This window comes from Bacteroides uniformis (assembly GCF_025147485.1).
Classification (GTDB): domain Bacteria; phylum Bacteroidota; class Bacteroidia; order Bacteroidales; family Bacteroidaceae; genus Bacteroides; species Bacteroides uniformis.
The window spans coordinates 4029851-4054408 of record NZ_CP102263.1 but is presented as its reverse complement, the minus strand read 5'-3'; the positions used below and the strand labels follow the sequence as shown (position 1 = coordinate 4054408).

General features: G+C 47.4%; 22 protein-coding genes, 1 other RNA gene and 1 pseudogene. 17 read left to right on the top strand and 7 right to left on the bottom strand.

Features of this window, described 5'->3' with window-relative positions; genetic code table 11:
* Positions 1 to 4 precede the first annotated feature (4 nt).
* The 5 genes from NQ510_RS16460 to NQ510_RS16440 all read left to right on the top strand — a co-directional run bounded on the left by NQ510_RS16460 (position 5) and on the right by NQ510_RS16440 (position 4678).
* Positions 5 to 1207 carry a glycosyltransferase family 4 protein gene (locus NQ510_RS16460; protein WP_016274356.1) on the top strand — a complete coding sequence of 401 codons (1203 nt, stop codon included), beginning with the start codon at positions 5 to 7 and terminating at the stop codon, positions 1205 to 1207.
* A 4-nt stretch (positions 1208 to 1211) separates the two neighbouring features.
* On the top strand, positions 1212 to 1820 hold the full coding sequence (locus NQ510_RS16455; protein ID WP_005831328.1) for a sugar transferase: 609 nt from the start codon (positions 1212 to 1214) through the stop codon (positions 1818 to 1820).
* A gap of 11 nt (positions 1821 to 1831) precedes the next feature.
* Positions 1832 to 2470 (top strand): acetyltransferase, encoded by a 639-nt coding sequence (locus tag NQ510_RS16450; RefSeq protein WP_016274357.1) that lies wholly within the window; start codon positions 1832 to 1834, stop codon positions 2468 to 2470.
* A gap of 143 nt (positions 2471 to 2613) precedes the next feature.
* Entirely contained in the window at positions 2614 to 3855 is a 1242-nt protein-coding gene (locus tag NQ510_RS16445) for a DegT/DnrJ/EryC1/StrS family aminotransferase (protein ID WP_005831324.1), read from the top strand.
* A gap of 229 nt (positions 3856 to 4084) precedes the next feature.
* On the top strand, positions 4085 to 4678 hold the full coding sequence (locus NQ510_RS16440; protein ID WP_005831322.1) for a master DNA invertase Mpi family serine-type recombinase: 594 nt from the start codon (positions 4085 to 4087) through the stop codon (positions 4676 to 4678).
* A gap of 63 nt (positions 4679 to 4741) precedes the next feature.
* Here NQ510_RS16440 and NQ510_RS16435 read toward each other — a convergent pair whose 3' ends face one another.
* A complete protein-coding gene (locus NQ510_RS16435; protein ID WP_005831320.1) occupies positions 4742 to 5341 on the bottom strand; it encodes an HdeD family acid-resistance protein in 600 nt (199 codons plus the stop codon).
* Between the two features lie 126 nt (positions 5342 to 5467).
* On the opposite strand from NQ510_RS16435, the gene tpx reads away from it, so the two are divergent.
* Positions 5468 to 5968: a thiol peroxidase gene (gene tpx / locus NQ510_RS16430; protein WP_005831317.1), complete on the top strand. Its 501-nt coding sequence runs from the start codon at positions 5468 to 5470 to the stop codon at positions 5966 to 5968.
* Between the two features lie 90 nt (positions 5969 to 6058).
* Here tpx and NQ510_RS16425 read toward each other — a convergent pair whose 3' ends face one another.
* The 4 genes from NQ510_RS16425 to NQ510_RS16410 all read right to left on the bottom strand — a co-directional run bounded on the left by NQ510_RS16425 (position 6059) and on the right by NQ510_RS16410 (position 10775).
* Positions 6059 to 6697 carry a DedA family protein gene (locus tag NQ510_RS16425; RefSeq protein ID WP_005831315.1) on the bottom strand — a complete coding sequence of 213 codons (639 nt, stop codon included), beginning with the start codon at positions 6695 to 6697 and terminating at the stop codon, positions 6059 to 6061.
* Between the two features lie 28 nt (positions 6698 to 6725).
* A complete protein-coding gene (locus NQ510_RS16420) occupies positions 6726 to 8138 on the bottom strand; it encodes a tetratricopeptide repeat protein (protein WP_005831314.1) in 1413 nt (470 codons plus the stop codon).
* Between the two features lie 4 nt (positions 8139 to 8142).
* Positions 8143 to 9882, bottom strand: a complete 1740-nt coding sequence (locus NQ510_RS16415; RefSeq protein WP_005831312.1) for a glutamine--tRNA ligase/YqeY domain fusion protein — start codon at positions 9880 to 9882, stop codon at positions 8143 to 8145.
* A 74-nt stretch (positions 9883 to 9956) separates the two neighbouring features.
* Positions 9957 to 10775: a PstS family phosphate ABC transporter substrate-binding protein gene (locus NQ510_RS16410; protein ID WP_005831310.1), complete on the bottom strand. Its 819-nt coding sequence runs from the start codon at positions 10773 to 10775 to the stop codon at positions 9957 to 9959.
* 191 nt (positions 10776 to 10966) lie between these two features.
* Here NQ510_RS16410 and pstC point away from each other — a divergent pair, with 191 nt between their 5' ends.
* The 6 genes and pseudogenes from pstC to NQ510_RS16380 all read left to right on the top strand — a co-directional run.
* The gene (gene pstC, locus NQ510_RS16405) at positions 10967 to 12151 is read left to right on the top strand and encodes a phosphate ABC transporter permease subunit PstC (protein ID WP_005831308.1); all 1185 of its coding nucleotides are present in this window, start codon (positions 10967 to 10969) and stop codon (positions 12149 to 12151) included.
* 12 nt (positions 12152 to 12163) lie between these two features.
* The gene (gene pstA / locus NQ510_RS16400; RefSeq protein WP_005831306.1) at positions 12164 to 13024 is read left to right on the top strand and encodes a phosphate ABC transporter permease PstA; all 861 of its coding nucleotides are present in this window, start codon (positions 12164 to 12166) and stop codon (positions 13022 to 13024) included.
* Between the two features lie 17 nt (positions 13025 to 13041).
* The gene (pstB, locus tag NQ510_RS16395; RefSeq protein ID WP_005831304.1) at positions 13042 to 13797 is read left to right on the top strand and encodes a phosphate ABC transporter ATP-binding protein PstB; all 756 of its coding nucleotides are present in this window, start codon (positions 13042 to 13044) and stop codon (positions 13795 to 13797) included.
* 60 nt (positions 13798 to 13857) lie between these two features.
* A complete protein-coding gene (gene phoU / locus NQ510_RS16390; RefSeq protein ID WP_005831301.1) occupies positions 13858 to 14553 on the top strand; it encodes a phosphate signaling complex protein PhoU in 696 nt (231 codons plus the stop codon).
* A gap of 352 nt (positions 14554 to 14905) precedes the next feature.
* Positions 14906 to 15508: a riboflavin synthase gene (locus NQ510_RS16385; protein ID WP_005831295.1), complete on the top strand. Its 603-nt coding sequence runs from the start codon at positions 14906 to 14908 to the stop codon at positions 15506 to 15508.
* 12 nt (positions 15509 to 15520) lie between these two features.
* A pseudogene (locus tag NQ510_RS16380) lies at positions 15521 to 15601 on the top strand (nitroreductase family protein); the annotation flags it as partial.
* A gap of 136 nt (positions 15602 to 15737) precedes the next feature.
* Here NQ510_RS16380 and NQ510_RS16375 read toward each other — a convergent pair.
* Positions 15738 to 17057, bottom strand: coding sequence for a YihY/virulence factor BrkB family protein (locus NQ510_RS16375; RefSeq protein ID WP_008664813.1), 1320 nt, complete (start codon positions 17055 to 17057; stop codon positions 15738 to 15740).
* A gap of 30 nt (positions 17058 to 17087) precedes the next feature.
* Positions 17088 to 17501: RNase P RNA component class A (gene rnpB / locus NQ510_RS16370), an RNA gene on the bottom strand.
* Positions 17502 to 17701: 200 nt separating this feature from the next.
* Here rnpB and NQ510_RS16365 point away from each other — a divergent pair.
* The 5 genes from NQ510_RS16365 (at position 17702) to NQ510_RS16345 (ending at position 24472) form a co-directional block, all read left to right on the top strand.
* The gene (locus NQ510_RS16365) at positions 17702 to 18907 is read left to right on the top strand and encodes a C40 family peptidase (protein ID WP_008664811.1); all 1206 of its coding nucleotides are present in this window, start codon (positions 17702 to 17704) and stop codon (positions 18905 to 18907) included.
* Between the two features lie 131 nt (positions 18908 to 19038).
* On the top strand, positions 19039 to 20211 hold the full coding sequence (locus tag NQ510_RS16360) for a dipeptide epimerase (RefSeq protein WP_005831287.1): 1173 nt from the start codon (positions 19039 to 19041) through the stop codon (positions 20209 to 20211).
* On the top strand, positions 20208 to 21542 hold the full coding sequence (locus NQ510_RS16355) for a transglutaminase-like domain-containing protein (protein WP_005831285.1): 1335 nt from the start codon (positions 20208 to 20210) through the stop codon (positions 21540 to 21542). The genes NQ510_RS16360 and NQ510_RS16355 overlap by 4 nt, the downstream gene beginning before the upstream one ends.
* 347 nt (positions 21543 to 21889) lie before the next feature.
* Positions 21890 to 23419 carry a Do family serine endopeptidase gene (locus tag NQ510_RS16350; protein WP_005831283.1) on the top strand — a complete coding sequence of 510 codons (1530 nt, stop codon included), beginning with the start codon at positions 21890 to 21892 and terminating at the stop codon, positions 23417 to 23419.
* Between the two features lie 192 nt (positions 23420 to 23611).
* On the top strand, positions 23612 to 24472 hold the full coding sequence (locus NQ510_RS16345) for a sigma-70 family RNA polymerase sigma factor (RefSeq protein ID WP_002561589.1): 861 nt from the start codon (positions 23612 to 23614) through the stop codon (positions 24470 to 24472).
* Positions 24473 to 24558 lie beyond the last annotated feature (86 nt).

Genomic DNA, 24558 nt, shown 5'->3' with positions numbered 1-24558 from the left:
TGGGATGAACATTCTTTTTTTGACAATATCCCGTATCAATGGTTTGGAAGAGCGTGGCATCTATACGGACTTGATGCGTGAATTTATCAGGAACGGGCATGCCATGTATATAGTATCTCCTTATGAGCGGAGATTCCATCAGCCTACCGGAGTCATGGAGAACGGCGGTGCAAGAATATTGAAGGTAAAGACACTCAATATCCAGAAAACGAATATTGTGGAGAAGGGGATTGGCACTTTATTGTTGGAAAGCCAGTATCTGCATGCCATTAATAAATACTGGCGGGATGTGAAGTTCGATCTTATTCTTTATTCCACTCCTCCCATCACCTTCAATAAGGTAATCCGAACCTTGAAAAAACGCTGGAATGCGAAAACTTATTTGATGCTGAAGGATATTTTTCCGCAGAATGCGGTGGATTTGGGTATGTTTTCCAAGAAAAGTTTTCTTTATAGGATGTTCAGGAGTAAAGAAGAAAAACTTTATGAATTGTCAGACTTTATCGGTTGTATGTCACCTGCCAACTGTGAGTATGTGTTGAAGCATAATCCTGCCATTGATGCGGCAAAGGTGGAAATCTGTCCGAACAGTGTGAAGTTGCAGGAAAGGTTGAAAGGAGATAGGAAAGAGAGTGAACTGCTGAAAGAATTGAATATTCCTGCATCAAAAAGGATTTTCATCTATGGGGGTAATTTGGGAAAGCCCCAGGGGATAGATTTTTTATTGAAGGTGATTGAGGAGAATAAAAAGCGGGATGACTCGTATTTTGTAATTGTAGGTAGTGGTACAGAGTATATGAGGGTTAAATTATGGTTTGATACGCACTTGCCCCAAAACGCTTGTCTTCTTGCTGCATTGCCGAAAGCAAAATATGATGAATTGGTGAGCTTGTGTGATGTAGGCTTGATATTTCTGGACAAGCGGTTTACGATACCCAATTTCCCATCGCGTCTGCTTTCGTATTTGGAATGTAGGATGCCGGTGTTAATGGCTACGGATGTGAATACGGACATCGGACGGATAGCTGAAGAAAGTGGTTTCGGTCTGTGGACAGAGAATGGGAATATAGATACTTTTATGGAGATGATTGAGTTTATGGTAGAGGATGATAAACGAATGAAAGAGATGGGAGAAAGGGGGTATAGATTTTTGTGTGAGAATTATACTGTGGATAAGAGCTATAAGGCTATAATGAAGCATTTTTGAGAGTATGTATAAATATGGTTTGAAAAGAGTGATTGATTTCATTCTGGTCTTTATTGTATTGGTTGTTATCTGGCCCATTTTGTTACTTATTACTATTTGGTTGCATTTTGCCAATAAAGGTGCAGGAGCATTCTTTACTCAGGAGCGTCCTGGAAAGGATGGAAGAATATTCCGTGTGATAAAGTTTAAAAGTATGACGGATGAGCGGGATGCAGAAGGCAAATTATTACCGGATGCCAATCGGCTGACCAAAGTGGGACGTTTCGTGCGCTCCACTTCGATAGATGAGTTGCCACAGTTGCTCAATGTCTTGAAAGGTGATATGGCGTTGATCGGTCCTCGCCCCTTAAGAACTTATTATTTACCTTTATATTCTAAAGAGCAGATGAGAAGGCATGAAGTACGTCCAGGTATAACTGGTTGGGCACAGATTAATGGAAGAAATAACTTGAGTTGGACAAAAAAGTTTGAACTGGATGTTTGGTATGTGGATCATTGTTCTTTTTCTTTAGATATGCAAATTGCATTTGCTACAATAAGAAAAGTTTTTATTAGGGAAGGAATATCAAGAGAAGGAGAGGCTACTACTGTGCCTTTTAATGGGCATAATTGAAAGAAATGAATATGAAAAGTGTTATTATTGGTGCAGGTACTTATGGCGAAGTCTATTTGGCTTATCTTCAAGAAGCAGGTATTGAAATTGTAGGTTTTTTGGATGACAATCCTAGGTATATCAACCAAAAGGTATGTGGTATTCCTGTGTTGGGGGAATTGGATTTTCTTGCATGTTTGAAAGATAAATATGATGTTGAAGCTGTTTATTGTCCTTTAGGAAATAATAAATTGCGGGTTGAAATATTAAAACGTGCGTTAAGTCTGGGATATGAGGTTCCTAATTTTATTCATTCTACAGTATGCTTATCTCCAAATGTTGAAATAGGAAAAGGTGTTTATATTCTTTTGGGGGCTCATATCATGCCATACACAAAAATAGAAAACTTTGTAATGATAAGTATGGGAGTAAATGTTGCTCATCATTCTATATTGCACGAAGGTACTTTCCTTTCTACGGGAGTGAATTTTGGTGCATCAATTATTGCGAATAAATATGCATATATTGGCATTAGTGCTACTATAATGACTGGTGTACATGAATTAGGAGAAAACTGTCTTATTGGTGCTGGTGCCGTAGTTATTAAGGATGTACCCCAAAATGCTATAATGGCAGGAATACCTGCAAAGGTTTTAAAATATAAGGAATAGATAATTTGCATTCCTAATGATTGTTGTGAGATTAGGTAAGTTGTTGCGTTGGTTATTTGTGCCTTATTACCTATGGTGTAAATAGCCTTTCTTTTTATACTCTTACTTTTCTATTTATCGTTTTCTTTTAATCACATACTTTTATGGATAAGAGAATTTATCTTTGCCTCGCTCACATGAGCGGCAAGGAAATGGGCTTCATACAGGAAGCCTTCGATACCAACTGGGTTGTTCCTCTCGGCCCGAATGTGAATGCCTTCGAGCAGGATTTGGAACGCTTCGTGGGTCAGGGCAAGAAGGTAGTGGCCTTAAGTGCAGGTACTGCCGCTGTGCATTTGGCTCTGCTGGCTTGTGGAGTGGGGAAGGGCGACGAAGTGATAGTACAGAGCTTTACCTTTTGTGCCTCTTCCCATCCGGTGACCTACCTCGGTGCTACTCCGGTATTCGTGGATTCTGAGGCTGATACCTGGAACATGGACCCGGTTCTTCTGGAGCAGGCTATCAGGGAGCGTATCGACAAGACCGGCCGGAAGCCCAAAGCGATTGTTCCGGTGGCTTTGTATGGAATGCCCTACAAGACAGACCAAATCATGTCGGTGGCAGATAGATATGATATTCCGGTCATAGAGGATGCTGCCGAAGGCTTTGGAAGCAAGTTTGACGGGCAAGTCCTCGGAACTTTTGGCAGATACGGTGTGCTTTCATTCAATGGTAACAAGATGATAACCACCAGCGGTGGCGGTGCCCTAATTTGCCCGGATGAAGAGTCCAAGCGTGAGATAATGTTCTATGCTACCCAGGCCCGTGAGTCCTATCCCTACTACCAGCATGAGCGTATAGGCTATAATTATAGGATGAGTAACATTTGTGCGGGTATCGGCCGCGGCCAGATGACGGTGGTGGATGAGCACATAGCGCACCATAAGCATCTGTGCGGTCTGTATCGTGAGCTGTTGGCCGATGTGGAGGGAATCACGCTTCATGAGAATCCTTCCGGATGCTATGACAGCAATTATTGGCTGAACACGGTACTGCTTGACGAGAATCTGCATGTGAAGGGTGAGGAAGATGCCTACCGTGAGACTGTGAAAGGTGCCGTGGGTGGTGCTGCGGGTGTTACGCATGAGTCGGTGAGTGCCCATACCTCTTGCGAGCCCAACCGTAATGTGGAGGCCATGCGTGTTTGCTTGGATAAAGCCGGTATCGAGAGCCGTCCCTTATGGAAGCCCATGCATCTCCAGCCGGTTTATGCGGCTAATCCTGCCTATGTGAATGGTGTCAGTGAGGGCTTGTTCAAACGTGGTCTTTGCTTGCCGAGCGGTCCTTATGTGACGGATGAGGATGTGAGATACATAGTGAATGAAATGAAGAAGAGTATACTATGAAACTACATAGTATCAATTTTTTATGAACTAATTTCAGAAAACAGCTTCAGTGGGGCTGTTTTCTTTGTTTATAGGCATATTTAAGATGGTTACCGAGAAGTCTTCCCTGGCTTTGGGGGATGTCCATAATGTGATCCTCTGTGATAGAGAGTCATAGTTGTGTGTTGCCACTCTTACTTGAATAACCGTTCTTTGGTGGTGAATAATAACCAATAAACGTTTATCAATTATGGCAGTAGTAGCTTATTTAAGAGTAAGTACAGAAAAACAGTTTTTAGAGAATCAGCGCGAGGAAATTATACGCTTCGCGGAAAAGAATGGGTTGAGCATCGACAGATGGTACATGGAGACGGTCAGCGGAAAAGTGAGTAGCAAAGAGCGTAAACTGGCGGGCTTGTTGGACCGGATGAAACCGGGAGACTCCTTGATTATAACGGAGATTTCGCGGCTTAGCCGGACACTGCTGGAGATAATGACCATTCTTAACTCCTGCATCAAAAGGGGAGTGGTGCTGTACAGTACCAAAGAGGGGTATGTGTTTCAGAATGACATCAACAGCAAAGTGCTGGGATTTGCTTTTGGACTGATGGCCGAGATAGAGCGTAATCTGATTTCCATGCGCACCAAAGAAGCCTTGGAACGACGGAGGAAAGAAGGAAAACATCTGGGCAGGAAGAAAGGGGACACACCCAAAATGAAGATACTCTATGCGAACAAGAGGAAACTTGTGAGGGAGCACCAAAGAGGAGAGTCGTGTGCCGAACTTGCCCGGCAGATGGGAGTGTCACGGACTACGATGTTCCGTTTTCTGAGACGTTATTGAGCAATTCGGCTAAACGAAGGTGTCAAAGGTGGGATTCCTTTTGACACGCTTCGTGTGGGCTACTTATTCGGCTGATACTTCTTTCTTTTCCTTCCACTCTTTCCCACGCTTGTGCAGGTTTTTCAGCTCAAATGACAGCATGATACGGAAGAAACCTATAATCAGGAATGCAAACGAAATCATGTACACGGCGTAAAGGGCGCCTACTGCCGGTTGCCACAAGATGATGAGCGAGCAGATGACGGCAAGAATACCGAAAGCAACATACCATCCCCAGTCTCTTGTCCCGTATCTTTTGAGGTCCATGGCATAGCCTACGGATGAGAAGCCGCGGAACATCAGCCAGAAGGCGATGATGAATGGAATGACTTCCATGCTGAGCATCGGGTAGGCTATCAGGTAGAATCCCAGAATCATGTCGATGATGCCTCCAGCCAGATACCATCCCCAACTGGATACCCTTCTACGGTTACTTACTGCAAAGGATATTTCCAGCAGACCGCTGAACAACATGGAGACGCTGAACAGAATGCTCAATACCGCATACCCGCTGAGAGGGGAGAACATCAGGCTTATAGCCACTATTACATAAAGAATACCAAGAATGAGTGAAATCCACCAATTCTTTACTTCCTGCTGAAGTTCGTCAAAAATAGTTTTCATGTGAATTTAATTTTTTAAGTGATTATCATTAATTCGTCCGTAGAATAACAGTTTATCTGGAAAAAAGTTTCGGGTGAACTTTTTCTGTATGTAATTTGTTATGTATACATATAATTTGATAAAACTATGGCTACAACAAAATTTAAAGGACAACCGGTAAAGGTTATCGGTGAATTTATAAAGGTGGGCTCTGTTGCCCCCGATTTCGAATTGGTAAAAACAGATTTGTCTTCATTCTCTTTGAAGGAACTGAACGGGAAGAATGTTATTTTGAATATTTTCCCCAGCCTTGACACTGGTGTGTGCGCTACTTCTGTACGTAAGTTCAACAAACTGGCTGCCGGCCTGCCCGATACGGTAGTGTTGGCAATCTCCAAGGATTTACCTTTTGCACATGCACGTTTCTGTACAACGGAGGGTATTGAGAATGTGATTCCTTTGTCTGATTTCCGTTTCTCCGATTTTGATGAAAACTACGGGGTACGCATGGCAGACGGACCGCTTGCAGGTCTACTGGCGCGTTCGGTAGTGGTTATCGGTAAGGATGGTAAGATTGCCTATACGGAATTGGTACCTGAAATTACGCAAGAACCAGATTATGATAAAGCTATTGCAGCTGTAAAGTAGAAAGTTTGGATTTGGGATAAACAATAAAAAGCGGTGGACAGAATTTATCATGCTGTCCACCGCTTTTTTATTATCATGCCGTTTTCTTTTTTATTTCTTCTTCATTCCTTTATAGATGAAGAATGCCACGATGAGTACACCGATGCCGATAAATACATAACCTATCTCATGGCTGTATTCCGTTACTTTGGCAAGCAGCTGTTCCTCGTTCTCGATGCCGGGTACTGTGGACAAGTAATATCCGATGAAAGCCAGGATGGAATTCCAAAGGCCCGCACCCAGGGTAGTGTACAGCAAGAAAGTTCCCAGTTTCATGCGTGCCAGACCGGCAGGGATGGATATCAACTGGCGTACGGCAGGTATCAGGCGGCCGACAAAGGTTGATACGGCTCCATGCTTGTCAAAATATTCTTCCGCATGCTGCACTTTGGCTTCGTCGATGAGGCACATGTGCCCGAAACGGCTGTTGGCAAACTTGTAAATGATGGGGCGTCCCAGCCATTTTGCCAGATAGTAGTTTATCAAGGCTCCGATATTTGCCCCTATGGTTGCAAACAATACCACCAGATATATATTCATGTTGTCATTGTTGGCGGCTTTCCAAGCGGCAGGAGGGACTACAACTTCCGAAGGGAAGGGGATAAACGAACTTTCAATGGCCATCAATAAAGTGATGGTCCAGTAATTGAGGTGGTCGAGACACCATTGGATAAAGGCTACTGATTCCATTTGCTAGATTAGTGGTATATAATTACTGTTATTGTAATGCATTGAAAATATTCTTCATCACTAGGGCCAGCTCTTCCTGGTTATCTTCTTGTAGTATCTGTTGCAATTTGTCCAACTCTTCCAGCCTGAACGGATGTTCGCACAGCTGGTTGTACTTCATGAAGTTCTCCTTGTCTTTGAGCAGCATATACAGAGAGGTCAGCCTTTCGTTGATACCTTCAAAGTCCGGCTCCATCTCTTTGACATGTTCAAAGGCCAGCTTGGCATAGCTCAGTTGTCCTATTTCCATGCTACACATGCCTATTTCGTGCCAGGTATCCGCATAGGGGGCATACTCTAAGGCTTTGGCCCATCTCTTCACACCTTTCTCATACTCACCTTCTTCCATGTAGATGCGTCCCTCAATCAGGTACGGGTCTATCTCTTCGGGTGCCAGGTCGTATGCTTTTTTACAATACTGGTGTGCTTTGCGTTTCTTTCCCATCTTGTGCAGGCATAGGGCTGCATTGGCATAAAGAGAAGGCAAGGCGAAGTCATGGCTGTCTTCGGCCGTTATGGCTTTTTCCAGATAGTCGTATCCTTCTTTCCACTCTCCTTTGGAGGTTTTGTTCAGGCCGATGAAGGTGTTGATGAAACCGTGGGAGACGAGATGGAACTTTTCGGCTTGCAGGTAGTTCTCCATGGCACTTTCCTCATTTCCCAATTGGAAGAAGGAATGTCCTTTCATCAGGTAGGCATCGGCAAACTCGTCATCGGCCACCGTGGCATAGTCGCATGCTTCGATTGCTTTGTCGAACATCTGCTGGTCAAAGTAGCAACGGGCCAGTCCAAACCAGTAAGGAGCCGAATACGGATTCTTGTCAATCAGCTTATTGAAGAAGAAGGTGGCTTTTTCAAACAGTCCCTGGGCATAGTAACAATCGCCGGTGACGGCAAGGTAGGCTTCTTCTTCGGCATATTTTTCGAGTCCGCGCGTCAGCCATGTCAATGCTTTTTCCGGGAATCCCATGTCGATGTACATATAGGATACATCAACGATATTGGCCAGGTCGTCCTTATCGTCTATGCTGTCGAGTATCGCTTCTGCTTCTTCTTCTTTGCCTTCGCCCAACAGTAGGTTGGCTTTCAGCACTTTCACTTCGGAAGATTCTTCGGCAATCCGTTCCAATATATCTTTGGCTTGCTCTTTATGCTGGGTGTCGAGGAACAAGTATGCCTGTTCCACCAGCAGAGCCGTATTATCCGGATGTATTCCCAAGCCATACTCTACGACCTCGGTAGCCATGGCATATTTATGATGCACGGCATACCAGTCTGCGAGGTCGGCTAAGTCGTCTGCGTCCAGATAGATGGTTCTGTTCTCTGCTTTGGCTGCTTCATATTGTTCTGCCATTTCTTGCAGTTCTTTGTCTCTTCCGGACAGCAGGTTTTTTTTACTCATATTCTTATTTATTGATTTTACCCCAAACGTCTTTCAGACCTACAGTACGGTTGAATACCATTTTTTCTGGCGTAGAATCTTTGTCAACATTAAAATAACCGATACGTTGGAACTGCAGGTAGGAGAGGGGCTGCATGCCGGCAGCGTACTTCTCGATGTAGCAGCAGGGCAGCACATTCAGGGAGTCGGGGTTGATCATCTCTTTCATGGCTGTCAGTGCGTCGCAGTTCTTCGCTTCGCGGATGGCGGCAAGCTCATCGCGCGGGTTCTCCACTTTCCACAGACGGTCGTAGAGACGCACTTCTGCTTCGAGGCAGTGGGCACAACTTACCCAGTGGATGGTGCCTTTCACCTTACGGTTGGCTCCGGGCAGACCGCTCTTGGTATCGGGGTCGTATTCGCAATATACTTCGGTGATTTCACCGGCGTCGTTCTTCTTGCAGCCGGTGCATTTCACGATGTACGCGTTCTTCAGACGTACCTCTTGTCCCGGTGTCATGCGGAAATATTTCTTCGGAGCATCTTCCATGAAGTCGTCGCGCTCCATCCAAAGTTCGCGGCTGAATTCGATGACGTGGTTGCCTTCTTCGGGATGTTCGGGGTTGTTGACGGCTTCCATCTCTTCCACTTGTCCTTCGGGATAGTTAGTGATGATGAGCTTCACGGGGTTCAGTACGGCGGATACGCGGGTGGCACGGTCGTTCAGGTCCTCGCGCACGGCGCTTTCCAGCAGGGCGAATTCATTAAGGGCGTCGTATGTGGTATAGCCAATCTTGTCGATGAACTTATGGATGGACTCCGGAGAGTAACCGCGACGGCGAAAACCGCAGATGGTCGGCATACGGGGATCGTCCCAACCGTTTACCAAGCCTTCCTTGACTAGAGTCAGCAGGTTGCGCTTGCTCATCAGCGTATAGCTGAGGTTCAGTTTGTTGAACTCATACTGATGGGGGCGGTTATCGTCGAGGTCTTTGCCTTCCTTCACCCAGTCCACGAAGAGGTCGTAGAGCGGACGGTGGGGCACAAACTCCAGTGTGCAGAGCGAGTGTGTCACGCCTTCGAAGAAGTCGCTTTGTCCGTGGGCGAAGTCGTACATCGGATAAGCCTTCCAAGTGGTACCCGTGCGATGGTGCGGATGCTTCACTACACGGTAGATGATGGGGTCGCGGAAGTGCATATTGGGGCTTGCCATGTCTATCTTGGCACGGAGCACCATGGCACCTTCCTCAATCTCGCCGCTGTTCATCTTCTGGAATAAATCCAGTGTCTCTTCAATGGGGCGGTTGCGGTAAGGGCTTTCCACACCGGGCTGGGTGGGGGTGCCTTTCTGGGCGGCAATCTGCTCGGAAGTCTGTTTGTCGATGTATGCCTTGCCCTCTTTGATGAGGCGGATAGCGAAGTCCCACAATTGCTGGAAATAGTCGGAAGCGTAATATTCGTTACCCCATTTGTAGCCTAGCCATTGGATGTCTTCCTTAATGGCCTCTACGTATTCCACATCTTCTTTGGTGGGATTGGTGTCATCGAAACGCAGGTTGCAGACACCGCCGTGTGCGGCGGCAATACCGAAATCAAGGCAGATGGCCTTGGCGTGTCCGATGTGGAGGTAACCGTTTGGTTCGGGCGGGAAGCGTGTCTGTACTTTTCCCCCGTTTTTACCCTCTTTCAAATCGTTTTCTACTATTTGCTCAATGAAGTTCAAGCTCTTTTTTTCGCTTGTTTCTTCGCTCTTTATTTCTGCCATAATGTTACTATTTTCGTATCGTGGGGACAAAGATAGGGTAAAAAAATGAAGAATGAAGAATGAAGAATGAAGATTTATTCTTTATGTACCGGGATATATCCGCTCTCTTTGATGATTTTCTGTCCTGCGGCAGACAAGATGAAATCGAGCAGAGGGGCTACGATCGAGGCGTTTTTTCGGTTATAATAATAGTATAGCGGGCGTACTATCGGATAAGTCTTATTGATGGCATTCTCCAGCGTGGGAGCGGCATAATGCTGCCCGTCGTATGAAACGGCGAGTGTCTTGATACGCGGCGATACATAGGCTAGGCCCACATATCCGATGGCACCGCGTGTCTGGCTGACGGATTGGATAATGGCTCCCGTGGCAGGCATGGAGAGACTGCTGCTCATGTAGTTCTTGTTTTTCAGTACACTTTCCTTGAAGAACTCGTAGGTACCGGAGGAAGTCTCTCGGGAGTAGACTACGATTTTGCGGTCGTCTCCGCCCACTTGCTGCCAGTTGGTGATTTTGCCCCGGAAGATATCTTCCAGTTGTTGGCGGGTCAGTTGTTTCACCGGGTTGGAGGGGTGAACCACTACGGCAAGGGCGTCGTAGGCGATGGGTACTTCTGCCAAGTCTTCTCCGGCAGCTTTGACTTTCATCTTTTCGCTGAACTTGATGGCGCGTGAAGCCATGGCGATGTCCGTGGTTTGGTCCAGCAGGGCTGAAATACCGACACCTGTTCCACCGCCGGTCACGGTGACACGGGCAGACGGGTTTAAGATCATAAAGCGTTCGGCGGTCTGCTGCGCTATGGGGAGCACGGTGTCGCTGCCTTTGATGCGTTGCGCCTGCATGCCGGTGGTGGCTGTCAGTGCGAGGAGTAGAAGTAATTCTCTTGTCTTCATAAAACACATGATGCAAATTGGGTAAACACATGATGCAAATTAAGGTAATGGATATTACAAATGTGTTACATGGAATGTGCTTTGAGTCGTTGTAATAGTTTTGTAACACCTTTGAAACATTTCTTTCAAACGTTAGTCACACTGCCTTAACATCCGGCCCGTTCCTTTGCATACAGAAATCAATAGGCAACATGAAAAAGATTTTTGAGAAGATTGTAGAAGGTATACTGGCTTGTAGCGGCTTTGTGACGAGTCTTACCATCGTACTTATCGTCGTGTTCCTCTTTTCCGAAGCGCTGGGCTTGTTCAGCAGCAAGGTGATAGAAGAAGGGTATGTATTGGCCTTGAATAAGGAGAACCGGGTGGGCGAACTGACTCCGGCACAGATAAAGAATGTTTTTGATGAAGAGCTGACAAACTGGAACGAAGTGGGAGGGGAGGACCTTCCTATCCGCCTTTTCCGTTTGGAGGACATCACACTGTATTATACGGAAGAGCAGTTGGGCGCTTCCTACGAAAATGCAGGTGCCTGTATTACGGAGCTGGTGGAGCGTACGCCTGGCATTATAGCCTTTGTACCGCAGCAGTTCATTGTCCGTCCGGACTCGGTGCATCTGCTGAAAGACAACACCATTTCGGTGAAGGACGTCTTTGCCGGTGCCGAATGGTTTCCCACGGCAACACCTGCTGCGCAGTTCGGCTTTTTGCCGCTCATTACGGGGACGCTGTGGGTCAGTCTGTTTGCCATCCTCTTTGCATTGCCGTTTGGTCTGTCGGTGGCAATCTATATGTCGGAGGTAGCCAATTCCCGGGTAAGGAATCTGCTGAAGCCCATCATTGAGTTGCTGAGTGGCATACCGTCGGTGGTCTACGGCTTTTTCGGCTTGATTGTCATTGTGCCGTTTTTGCAGCAGGTGTTCAACTTGCCGGTAGGCGAGAGCGGGCTGGCGGGCAGCATTGTGCTTGCCATTATGGCGTTGCCCACCATCATTACGGTGACGGAAGATGCGATGAGAAATTGCCCTCGTGCCATGCGCGAAGCCAGTCTGGCGCTGGGAGCGTCGCAATGGCAGACTATATATAAGGTGGTGATTCCTTACTCCATTTCGGGCATCACCTCCGGAGTGGTGTTGGGCATCGGCCGTGCGGTGGGCGAGACGATGGCTGTGCTGATGGTGACGGGCAACGCCGCCGTCATTCCCCATACCATCCTGGAACCGCTGCGCACCATTCCGGCAACGATTGCCGCGGAGCTGGGCGAGGCACCTGCCGGCGGACCTCACTACGAAGCATTGTTCCTACTGGGTGTCGTGCTGTTCTTCATCAGTTTATTGATAAATTTCACGGTGGAAGCAGTTTCGCCAAGACGAAAATAAAAGAAGGTAGATATGGTCAATAGAAAGCATCTTTCGCAAAACATGGCATTCGGCTTGTTCCGTCTGTTGAGCCTGAGTGTGGTGGGGATTCTTTTTGCTATCCTCGGTTTCATTATATATAAAGGTATAGGAGTTATCAATTGGGAGTTCCTCACTACGGCTCCTACCAACGGTATGACTGCCGGTGGAATCCTTCCTGCCATTGTAGGTACGTTCTGCTTGATGGCGGGCAGTGCTTTATTTGCCTTTCCGGTGGGAGTGATGAGCGGTATTTATATGAATGAGTATGTGCCGAAAGGCTGGGTGGTACGCTTCATACGGATGATGACGAATAATCTGAGCGGCATCCCTTCTATCGTGTTCGGTCTGTTTGGCATGGCGCTGTTTGTCAACTATATGGATTTTGGAGACAGCATCCTGGCAGGTTCGTTGACGCTGGGTCTGCTAAGTCTGCCTTTGGTTATCCGCACCACGGAAGAAGCGCTGAAAGCCATCCCCGACAGCATGCGTGAGGGAAGCCGCGCGTTGGGAGCTACCAAGCTTCAGACCATCTGGCATGTCATCCTGCCGATGGGGATACCCAATATCATCACCGGACTGATTCTGGCGCTGGGGCGTGTTTCGGGCGAGACGGCACCCATCCTTTTCACCTGTGCCGCCTACTTCCTGCCACAGCTGCCTACAAGTATCTTCGACCAGTGCATGGCGCTTCCTTATCACCTCTACGTCATCTCTACCAGCGGCACCGATATGGAAGCGCAGCTTCCCATTGCCTACGGCACGGCACTGGTGCTGATACTCATTATCCTCCTGGTGAACCTGCTGGCGAACGCCCTGCGGAAATACTTTGAGAAGAAGATTAAGACGAATTGAAAACATATACAATAGGTATGAAGAACAAGATAGAAACCCTTGACGTGAACTTCTGGTATGGCGATTTCCATGCCCTGAAAGGCATCAGCATGGACATTGAGGAGAAGTCTGTGATAGCCTTCATCGGTCCCTCGGGCTGTGGAAAGTCTACCTTCCTGCGCCTGCTGAACCGCATGAACGATTTGATTCCCGACACCCGTCTGACTGGCGAGATACGCATTGACGGACAAGACATCTATGGAAAAGGAGTGCAAGTGGATGAACTCCGCAAGAACGTGGGCATGGTGTTCCAGCGCCCCAATCCTTTCCCAAAAAGCATCTTCGAGAACGTTGCCTACGGACTCCGTGTGAATGGCATCACCGATAACGCCTTCATCCGTCAGCGGGTGGAAGAAACCCTGAAAGGCGCCGCTCTTTGGGACGAGGTGAAGGACAAGCTGAAAGTCTCTGCCTACGCCCTCTCCGGCGGTCAGCAGCAACGTCTCTGCATAGCCCGTGCCATGGCGGTGTCTCCTTCAGTCCTGCTGATGGATGAGCCGGCATCCGCCCTCGACCCCATCTCCACTGCCAAGGTGGAAGAGCTTATCCACGAGTTGAAGAAGCAGTACACTATCGTCATCGTCACCCACAACATGCAACAGGCAGCGCGTGTCAGTGATAATACGGCTTTCTTCTATATGGGGCAGATGGTGGAGTTTGGAGATACCCGGAAGATATTTACGAATCCCGATAAGGTGGAGACGCAGAACTACATCACGGGACGCTTCGGGTAGCGGATTGTTCCATACAAGCAAAAATAAGTTGTACAAAAGTAATCTTAAAATAGAAACATTATGGTGAAGTTTATCGAATCTGAACTCGTCTTGCTGAAAAAGGAAATAGACGAAATGTGGACCCTGGTATATAATCAGCTCGACCGTGCAGGTGATGCCGTGCTTACGCTGGACCGGGAACTGGCCCAGCAGGTATTGGTGCGCGAACGTCGCGTCAATGCTTTCGAACTGAAAATAGACAGCGACGTGGAGGACATCATTGCCCTTTACAACCCCGTTGCCATCGACCTGCGCTTTGTGCTTGCCATGCTCAAAATCAATACGAACCTGGAGCGTCTGGGCGACTTTGCAGAAGGCATCGCCCGCTTTGCCCTCAACTGCCACGAACCGGCATTGGACACTGAGCTGGTCAAGCAACTCCGTCTCGAAGAGATGATAGCCCAGGTGCTCTCCATGCTCGAGCTTGCCAAGCAGGCACTTCAGGAGGAGAGCCAAGAATTGGCTACCGCTGTGTTTGCAAAGGACAATATGCTGGACGAAATCAATGCGGAGGCCACTGCCATTCTTGCCGACTACATCAGCCGGCATCCGGAGAGTGCACTCTCTTGTCTGAACCTGGTGAGCGTGTTCCGCAAGTTGGAGCGCTCCGGCGACCACATCACGAATATTGCCGAAGAAATAGTGTTCTTTATCGACGCAAAAGTGTTAAAACATAGCGGGCAGACAGACGAACACTACTTAAATGATAAGAAATAAACAAAATTTTAGGATAATTTCAGTGTTTCATGGAAAATAGCCTTATATTTGTCCATTGAAAACGATTGCAGGTGTAGAAAAATGCTTTGAAATGATAATAAACTTAAATGATTTTTCAAAAAGATGTTATAAGACATGTTTTTTAATTTGGTTAGTATCACGAAAAGCGCCTATATTTGCATCGTTATCCTGAAAACAATCTTTTTACCTTAAAAAAAAACTAATACCTATTGAAAACTGAAAAAGGAGGCTTTGTGAAAAGCTTCCTTTTTTTTGTACCTATACGAAGGGCTTTTTGTATCTTTGCGCATATTAATAATAAATCGTGTATAACCTAAAAGTATATAGAACCATGTTTTCCGGAATAGTAGAAGAATGTGCCACATTGGTGGCGATGGTCAAAGACCAGGAGAATGTACATTTTACTTTCAAGTGTTCATTCGTCAGTGAATTAAAAATAGACCAAAGTGTGTCTCACAACGGTGTTTGCCTTACAGTAGTCAGTCTGACAGATGATACCTATACCGTGACGGCCATGAAGGAAACGCTGGACCGTTCCAATCTTGGCTTGTTGCAGGTGGGAGATGAAGTGAATGTGGAGCGTAGTATGATGATGAACGGCCGGCTGGATGGCCATATCGTTCAAGGACATGTGGACCAGACTGCCACTTGCATCGATATAAAGGATGCGGAAGGAAGCTATTACTTTACTTTCCGGTATGCTTTTGACAAGGAGATGGCAAAGCGCGGCTACATCACGGTAGACAAAGGCTCGGTAACGGTCAATGGTGTCAGCCTGACCGTGTGCGATCCCACCGACGATACTTTCCAGGTGGCCATTATTCCTTACACCTTTGAGCATACCAATTTCCATGCTTTCAAAGTGGGCAGTGTGGTGAATCTGGAGTTCGATATCATTGGTAAGTACATCAGCCGCATGATACAATATAAATAAGGTAACGGCACTATGGACGATTTCCTGCAATTAGTGGCATCCCGTCAGAGTGACCGTGCCTATGATATGACTCGTGCCGTGGAGCCTGAGAAATATCGGTGATTTACTTTTTAGACACAGATGACGCAGATGACGCGGATTTTTTTAATATTCCAATCCGCGTCATCCGCGTCTAAAAAATAATCAAAAAGAAAGCAGATACGGAGTTTCCGGAAAGACTTCCGCGTGCTTACAAATCCTTCAGCAGCACCTTGCTTGCATTCTTGTAGTATTCCTCCCGTGCCTTCAGCAATGCTCCCCATTGGTTGTTGAATTCATTTTCCTTATCAATTTTGAAATCTTCTGAGCCGTGCGTGTCCAGTTTGTCCAGTAGGAGGGCCACATTCATTTTGTTGATATCCATGGAAGGCTGGTAAGCGATGTCTTCACTCTTTTCATCGGTCACCACTTCATGTAGGAGGTTGATTTCCTGCAATTCATAAAGGGTTTCGTGTGTCAGCCGGATGGGAATCTGGCACTCTTCGGATATCTCTTCGGCTGTATAGGGCTGGACGTCTTGTTCAAAGCGCTTGGCTATGAGAGACATTATCAGGATGGAGATAAAATCGCGGTAGCGCCGGCTGATATTGCGCGCATCCTTGTCGAAGCTGAAGTTCCGGATATTCTGTCCGGCGTAGGTCAGTTCGGCACCGAATAGGCAGATGGTCCAGGATACCTGCAACCATAGCAGAAACATCGGAAGGGCGGCAAAACTACCATAGATGGCATTGTAACGGGAAACCCACAACTGGCTGCTGATGTAAAGGAATTGGAATGCCTGGTGTGCCGTACCTGCCAGAATACCGGATATGAGTGCGTGTTTCAGCTTGACCTTTGTATTCGGCATAAAGACGTACAGTGCTGTAAACATGAACCAGGTCAGCACGAAGGGGATGAGGCGCACCATAAACTTGCCGACGGGAGCCAGCAGGGTAAAGTCTTCGAGGTTCTTCACCATCGTACTCATGAAGATGGAAAGACCACCGGACACCACCAGCAGAATGGGCATCAGCAGAAGCATAGAGAAGTAATCCGTTATTTTGCGGTACATGCTGCGCGCCTTTTTCACCTGCCAGATGCGGTTGAAGGTGATTTCCATATTGTTGATTAGATTCAGGACTGTCCACAGCAACATAATCAGACCCACTCCGATGAATATTCCACTCTTGGTCTGAGACAAATACGAATTCACGAATTGCAGGATGACTTCCGTGGTTTCCGTAGGACCGCCGAAACCGTTGACAATCTGGCTTTCCATCAGATTATCGAATCCGAAACCGCGGGCTATGGCAAACAAAATGGCAAGAATAGGCACGATGGCAAGCAGCGTACTGTAAGTCAGCGCCGAGGCTTTGTTTACTATCCGGTCTTTGGTGAAGCGGTTGATGCAAAGATAAATCGTCTTGATGATATTGTATACGGAAAAGGTCGTTCGCGTGACTTCATCTTCCGTAATACGCCAGATGTCGTAGGTGAGGAATTTCCAAAGGGCAGCAATACGCTTGTTCATGCTATTATCTCGATTATCCATTGTCAATAAAAAAGCAGTCAGTCTGTAAGCCGGGTTCTGTTCTTCTGTTTCTGAAAAAGCCTAATTAGGAATTATCCATTCTTCATTATCCATTCTCCATTAAAGAAGTGTCTGTCATTTATCTGAGCCGCATGTCACCATACAAGCTTTAGCGGTCTACCCTCCGACATGGAGCGAGCAACTCTCATAACGTCGGTTTACATGACCTTACAACTCCCAAGACGCACAGCCCTTGTGTCGCCACAAGACTGGTAGGCTCTTACCCCACCTTCTCACCCTTACCGTAGCCCAAGGGCGACGGCGGTTATTTTCTTCTACGTTACTCTACCCTCACGGACAGCTTTCTGTTAGGAAGTGGGACGCTCTGTGTTGCCCGGACTTTCCTCATACGCACGAGGCGCAAGCGACAGACCGACCAACTGCTTTATAGGGTACAAAGATACGGAATATTAATGAAGAATGAAGAATGAAGGATGAAGAATTTGTTGTGCAGTGTGCGGATGCAGTACGGATGAATCCTTCATTCTTCATTCTTTACCCTTAATTATCTTAAAAACATGTATCTATTTCGGAATAAATTCGTAACTTTGCTATTAGTAATAACCCCCAAATCCTTTTGGCCAATGAAAAAGTTATCCTCTCTTTTTTCTTTATTTCTGTTAATCCCGCTTTTTGCTGTTGCTTCGGAAGTGGGTGACCGTACAATACCTGCAGAAGTGGCGCAACTCGCTGACAGTTTGAAACAAAAGTTTGCACCGGACAAGCGCGTGGCTTTGTTCGATGTGGATTACTCTTTCTCCGGAAAGAATGTGATGTTGCGTGGTGTCACCACTTCGGCAGAGGCAAAGACGGCTTTGCTGGATGGTTTGGCAAAGAAAGGATATGCGGTGATGGATTGTCTGCAAGTGCTTCCGGATGAGGCCGGACTTGAAGGCAAGACGTATGGCATTGTCAATGTGTCTGTGTGCAATCTTCGGGTAGCCCCGGATTTCTCTTCAGAAATGATGACGCAAGGCTTGATGGGTATGCCGGTGCGGGTGTTGCAGCGCGACGGCTGGTACCGTATCCAGACACCGGACAACTACATTGCATGGGTACACCGAGTAGGCATACATCCCGTCACGCGGGAAGAGCTGACCGCTTGGAGCAATGCAGAGAAAATAGTGGTGACTTCGCATTATGGCTTTGTCTACTCACAGCCCAGCCAGGCATCGCAGACCGTCTCTGATGTTGCTGCAGGAAACCGCCTGAAGTGGGAGGGGACAAAAGGTGCCTTTTATAAGGTGGCTTATCCCGACGGCCGTCAGGGATATATCTCCAAATCCATCTCCATGCCTGAGAAGAAATGGCGTGCCACCTTGAAGCAGGATGCCGCCAGCATTATAGCCACGGCGCATAGCATGATGGGCATCCCTTATCTTTGGGCTGGCACTTCCTCCAAAGGGGTGGATTGTAGCGGCTTCATGCGCACCGTTCTTTTCATGCACGACATCATCATTCCGCGGGATGCTTCCCAGCAGGCATACGTGGGCGAGCATATCGATATCACTCCTGATTTCAGTAACCTCCAGCCGGGCGATTTGATTTTCTTCGGGCGCAAGGCGACGCCGGAACGCAAGGAACGTGTGGTACATGTCGGCATGTATATCGGCAACAAGCGTTTCATCCATTCGCAAGGCGATGTGCGCGTCAATAGCTTCAGCCCCGACGACGAGCTGTTCGATGAATACAACCTCGGTAGACTGTTGTTCGCTACGCGCGTGTTACCTTATATAAATAAGGAGGCGTCGCTCAATACAACGGAAACGAATCCATTTTATTCAATGTAATAATGTGCTAATGTGCCAATATGCCAATGACCTGCGGCGTGACGGTGCAAACATAACGTAGCATATACATAGCGCAGCCCATTGGCACATTAGCCCATTAGCATATTGGCACATTTAATACACACACAATTATGTCAAACAGAAGAGATTTCCTGAAAACCGCCGCTTTTGCCGCACTCGGCTCAGGCATGGCAATCAATCATGTATTTGCCGGAGGAAATGACGCTCCTTCCTTGTTCAACGTGAACAGTAGGGCAGGTGTAACCCCCAAAATGAAACTGCGTTTCTTCCCCTATGAACTGAAATTGCGCCATGTCTTTACAGTGGCCACCTACTCGCGTACTACCACTCCCGACGTTCAAGTCGAGATAGAATATGATGGCATTATCGGTTATGGTGAAGCCTCCATGCCCCCGTACCTGCAACACGAACTAGGCACGATGGACAGTGTACTGGCTTTTCTGAAGAAGGTGCAGGATGTTATCGGCCAATTCTCAGACCCCTTTCAGCTGGAAGATATACTGGCTTATATAGACAGCCTCTCGGCAGGGGATTCCGCTGCTAAAACTGCTGTGGACATCGCCTTGCACGACCTTGTGGGCAAACTGTTGCAAGCCCCTTGGTATAAGATATGGGGTTTGGACAAGGAAAAGACTCCCTCTACAACTTTCACCATCGGTATTGATACGGCCGACGTGGTGCGTGAAAAGACGAAAGAGTGTGCCGACCGGTTCAATATCCTTAAAGTGAAGCTGGGGCGGGAGAACGACAAGGAAATGATAGAGACCATCCGTTCGGTGACGGACCTTCCGATTGCCATTGATGCCAACCAGGGTTGGAAGGACAAACATCATGCGCTCGATATGATACATTGGCTGCACGAAAAAGGAATTGTCATGATAGAGCAACCGATGCCCAAGGAACAACTGGACGATATTGCATGGGTCACCCAGCAAAGCCCGTTGCCCATATTTGCCGATGAGTCCATTCAGCGTCTGAAGGATGTGGCAGGCTTGAAGGGTGCCTTTACGGGCATCAACATCAAGCTGATGAAGTGTACCGGCATGCGCGAAGCCTGGAAGATGGTGACTTTGGCACGTGCATTGGACATGAAAGTGATGGTAGGATGTATGACCGAGACCTCTTGTGCCATTACCGCTGCCTCCCAATTCTCTCCGGCAGTGGACTTTGCCGACTTGGACGGTAGTCTGCTGATTGCGAACGACCGTTTCAAGGGTATGGAGGTTGTGAAAGGTAAGATAACGTTGCCCGATTTGCCGGGTATTGGAGTGGTGAAGTTATGAGAAAGCTATTGTATACCGTCGCTCTGTTTGTGATGGCTTCTGCATGCAGCACGAAGCCCGAGAGCAAGCCCTATAATTGGGAGGACGACCTGTACCAACGTCTGCTTACGGATTTCTGTATGACGGAATCCCAGGTGAAGGACTATATCCGCAAGTATATTCCCGACGTGACCGATGAGCAGATGCGCCAGTGGGAAGCCTCCAAAGCTTTGGAGTGCATGATGCTGGATGGAGAGAAACGCTATTTCCGCAATGCCGGACCTAATCTGTTTCGTGTGGACTCCACTTGCTATGACATCAAGATAGCCAAGGAAGGCACTTCGCCGAGTGGCAGCGAGAAAGTGAATATGGAGAACCTGCCCGAAATCATTTCTGCTGTGAAGAAAGAGGGCAAGGCCATTGTTGCGCCGAAGCGCATGCGCGTCACCTACACGTTGACCGTAGATACCAATGCCGTGCCTGCCGGGAAAATCATCCGTTGCTGGTTACCCTATCCCCGTCAGGACCAGGCCCGGCAGCAGGATGTCAAGTTCATTTCGGCCAGCGAACCGCAATACACCTTTTCGTCGCCCGAGTGCCGTCACAGTACATTGTACATGGAGAAACGTGCTGTCGAAGGCGAACCGACCGTATTCTCCGAAACCTTTGAGTTTACCGCCAACGGCGAATGGCATAATCTGAAGCCGGAAGATGTGCAGCCCTATGATACGACGACCGCCCTTTATAAGGAATATACTGCCGAGCGTGAGAAGCATATCGTCTTTTCCCCGCGCTTGCGCGAACTTGCTGCCAAATTGACAGCCGGTGAAACCAACCCCTACCTGAAAGCCAAACGTATCTTCCGTTGGGTGAATGACAACTTCCCGTGGGCTTCTGCACGCGAATATTCCACCATTGAGAATATCCCGGAATATGTGTTGGACAACCGTCACGGAGACTGTGGCCAAGTCAGCCTGCTGTTCATTACGCTTTGCCGCATCAGTGGTATTCCCGCACATTTCCAGAGCGGCTTCATGATGCATCCCCGTGCATGGAATCTGCACGATTGGGCAGAAGTCTACTTCGAGGGTGTGGGTTGGGTGCCTGTCGACCAGTCATTCGGCATTCCTGCCTTTGCCCGCAATGCCGACGAAGAATATTTCTTCCTGGGTGGTATAGACTCTTGGCGCATGATTGTGAACACTGATTACGGCATGCCGCTACAGCCCGAAAAGCAGTATCCCCGCAGCGAGACCGTCGACTTCCAGCGTGGCGAGGTGGAGTGGGAGGGAGGTAACCTCTACTTCCCGCAGTGGGGCTACCACATGGACATTGATTACTTGAATTATTAAGGTGCTATCTGCCCTCTAAAAACAGATGATGCGTTCAGCCCGAACACATCATCTGTTTGGTATAAACGCATCATCTGTTTACCCCAAATGCATCATCCGTTTCGGCCGCAACGGGTGATGCGTCTTTTTATACCCTATCTGTCAGTTCTTTAACAGTCAGCAATCGTACATAAATGCTAATTTGTCAGTCTTTGCCGTTAACCGCTGTTAAGCCCTAAATATCCTCTGTTAAAAGAGAACAAAAAAGAGTGACAAGCGGAATAACTGAACGTTTTTTGTCGTTATTTTAACGTCGTAATGTTAAACGAAACTTGAATATTAACAATTTAAAGAATAGGAAGAATAGTATGAAACAGACAACAAAAAACATCCTTGGAGTTGCGGCTATCGTGCTCCTGAGCTCTGGAGTGGCTGGATTGACCACTTATAAGATGCTGAATAAGGAAAAGCCTGCCGCATTCAGCGAGTTGTTCCAACAGAACCCCAATAATCTGCTACCGGCGGCTTTCCATGCAACGGATGCCCAGCCTGTGGATTTGACACAAGCAGCGGAGAGTTCGCTCCATGCTGTAGTGCATATACGTGCCACTCAGTTGAGTAAGACCCAGACGGTACAAGAACAGCCGGATATTTTTGACTTCTTCTTTGGAGACGGTCGTGGACGCCAGCGCCAGATACAGACCCAGCCGCGTGTAGGTTTCGGTTCGGGTGTCATCATCTCCAAAGACGGATATATTGTGACGAACAATCACGTGGTGGAAGGTGCTGATGAAATCACTGTGAAACTGAATGACGACCGTGAGCTGAAAGGACGCATCATCGGTACTGACCCCAGCACGGACTTGGCATTGATTAAGATTGAAGGGGATGACTTTCCGACAATTCCGGTTGGTGACTCCGACCAGTTGAAGGTGGGAGAATGGGTATTGGCAGTAGGTAATCCGTTCAACCTGAACTCTACCGTAACAGCTGGTATCGTCAGTGCAAAAGCCCGTTCCATTGGCTCTTCTGCCTCCAATGGACAAGCTGCAAACATCCAGTCTTTCATTCAGACGGATGCTGCCATCAACCAAGGTAATAGTGGTGGTGCGTTGGTGAATGCCAAAGGCGAGCTGGTTGGTATCAATGCCATGCTTTACTCACCCACGGGTGCTTATTCCGGCTATGGTTTTGCCATCCCTACCAGCATTATGACAAAGGTGGTAGCCGACTTGAAACAGTTTGGTACCGTGCAGCGCGCGCTCCTTGGCATCAAGGGTAGTGATTTGAGCACAGACCTGCAGATGGACGAACGTTGGACCGAAGAACTGAAGAAGAAGGCCGACGAACTTGGTGTGAAAGAGGGTATCTATGTGGCCGAAGTTGTTGAAGGTGGTTCCGCTGCCGGCATCTTGAAGGAAAATGATGTAATCATAGCATTGAACGGCAAGAAGATTCACAAGTTCTCGGATTTGCAGGAAATGCTGGCAAAACACCGTCCGGGCGACAAAGTGAAGGTAACAGTGGTTCGTGACAAGAAGGAAAAGGAATTCGAAATCACGCTGAAGAATGAGCAAGGCACTACGAAGGTAGTGAAGGATGCCGGAATGGAAATCTTGGGTGCAGCCTTCAAGCCCGTATCTTCCGAGCTGAAGAAGCAGTTGAACCTGGGTTACGGTCTGGAAGTTACCGGGGTTACCAATGGCAAGATGGCCGATGCAGGTATCCGCAAGGGCTTCATCATTCTGAAAGCCAACGGAGTGCCGATGAAGACGGTAGACGATTTGGAAAAGGCGATGAAAGAGGCAAGAAAGTCTCCTGAGCAAGGTTTGTTCATCACCGGTATGTTCCCGTCAGGAAAACGTGCAATGTATGCCGTTGATTTGACTCAAGAATAAAAAATAGGGATAGTTAGGTAAGAAGATTGTAATATTAGCTAACAATAGCGAAAAAGGGGGTGTCGGTACAATACATACCGGCATCCTTTTTGTTATATAGGATAAGATATAAATAAGGTGAAAAAGTTGGGATGAAATTATTGTAACAAAATAATTTGTCGTACCTTTGCAACCCAAATCTGTATTATAAGAATGAGACAACTTAAAATTACAAAAAGTATCACTAACAGAGAGAGCGCTTCTCTTGACAAGTATTTGCAGGAAATCGGTCGCGAAGACCTCATTACTGTTGAAGAGGAAGTGGAGCTCGCTCAGCGCATCCGCAAGGGTGACCGTGTTGCACTGGAGAAATTGACACGTGCCAATCTGCGTTTCGTTGTATCTGTGGCCAAGCAGTACCAAAACCAAGGTTTGAGTTTGCCCGACTTGATTAACGAGGGTAATTTAGGACTGATCAAGGCTGCCGAAAAGTTCGATGAAACACGTGGTTTCAAGTTCATCAGTTATGCAGTATGGTGGATACGTCAGTCCATTCTGCAGGCTTTGGCAGAGCAGTCGCGTATTGTACGTCTTCCGTTGAACCAGGTAGGTTCGCTGAATAAAATCAGCAAGGCCTTCTCCAAGTTCGAGCAGGAAAACGAACGTCGTCCGTCTCCTGAAGAGCTTGCCGATGAACTGGAAATCCCTGTTGACAAAATCTCTGATACGCTGAAGGTGTCCGGCCGTCACATTTCGGTGGACGCACCTTTTGTAGAAGGAGAGGACAACAGCTTGCTCGATGTACTGGTCAACGATGACTCCCCTATGGCTGACCGCTCTTTGGTGAACGAGTCTCTTGCGAGGGAAATTGATAGAGCTCTTTCTACGTTAACCGATAGGGAAAAAGAAATCATACAGATGTTTTTCGGTATCGGACAGCAGGAAATGACATTAGAGGAAATCGGCGACAAATTCGGCTTGACCCGTGAGCGTGTGCGTCAGATTAAGGAAAAAGCAATCAGAAGATTAAGACAAAGTAATCGTAGTAAATTGCTCAAATCTTATTTGGGATAAATAAGAAATATCAGTTTCCGACAAATAGAAGGAATTAAAAACCGTACGTCTTTAGTAGGCGTGCGGTTTTTTTTATATCTTTGCCC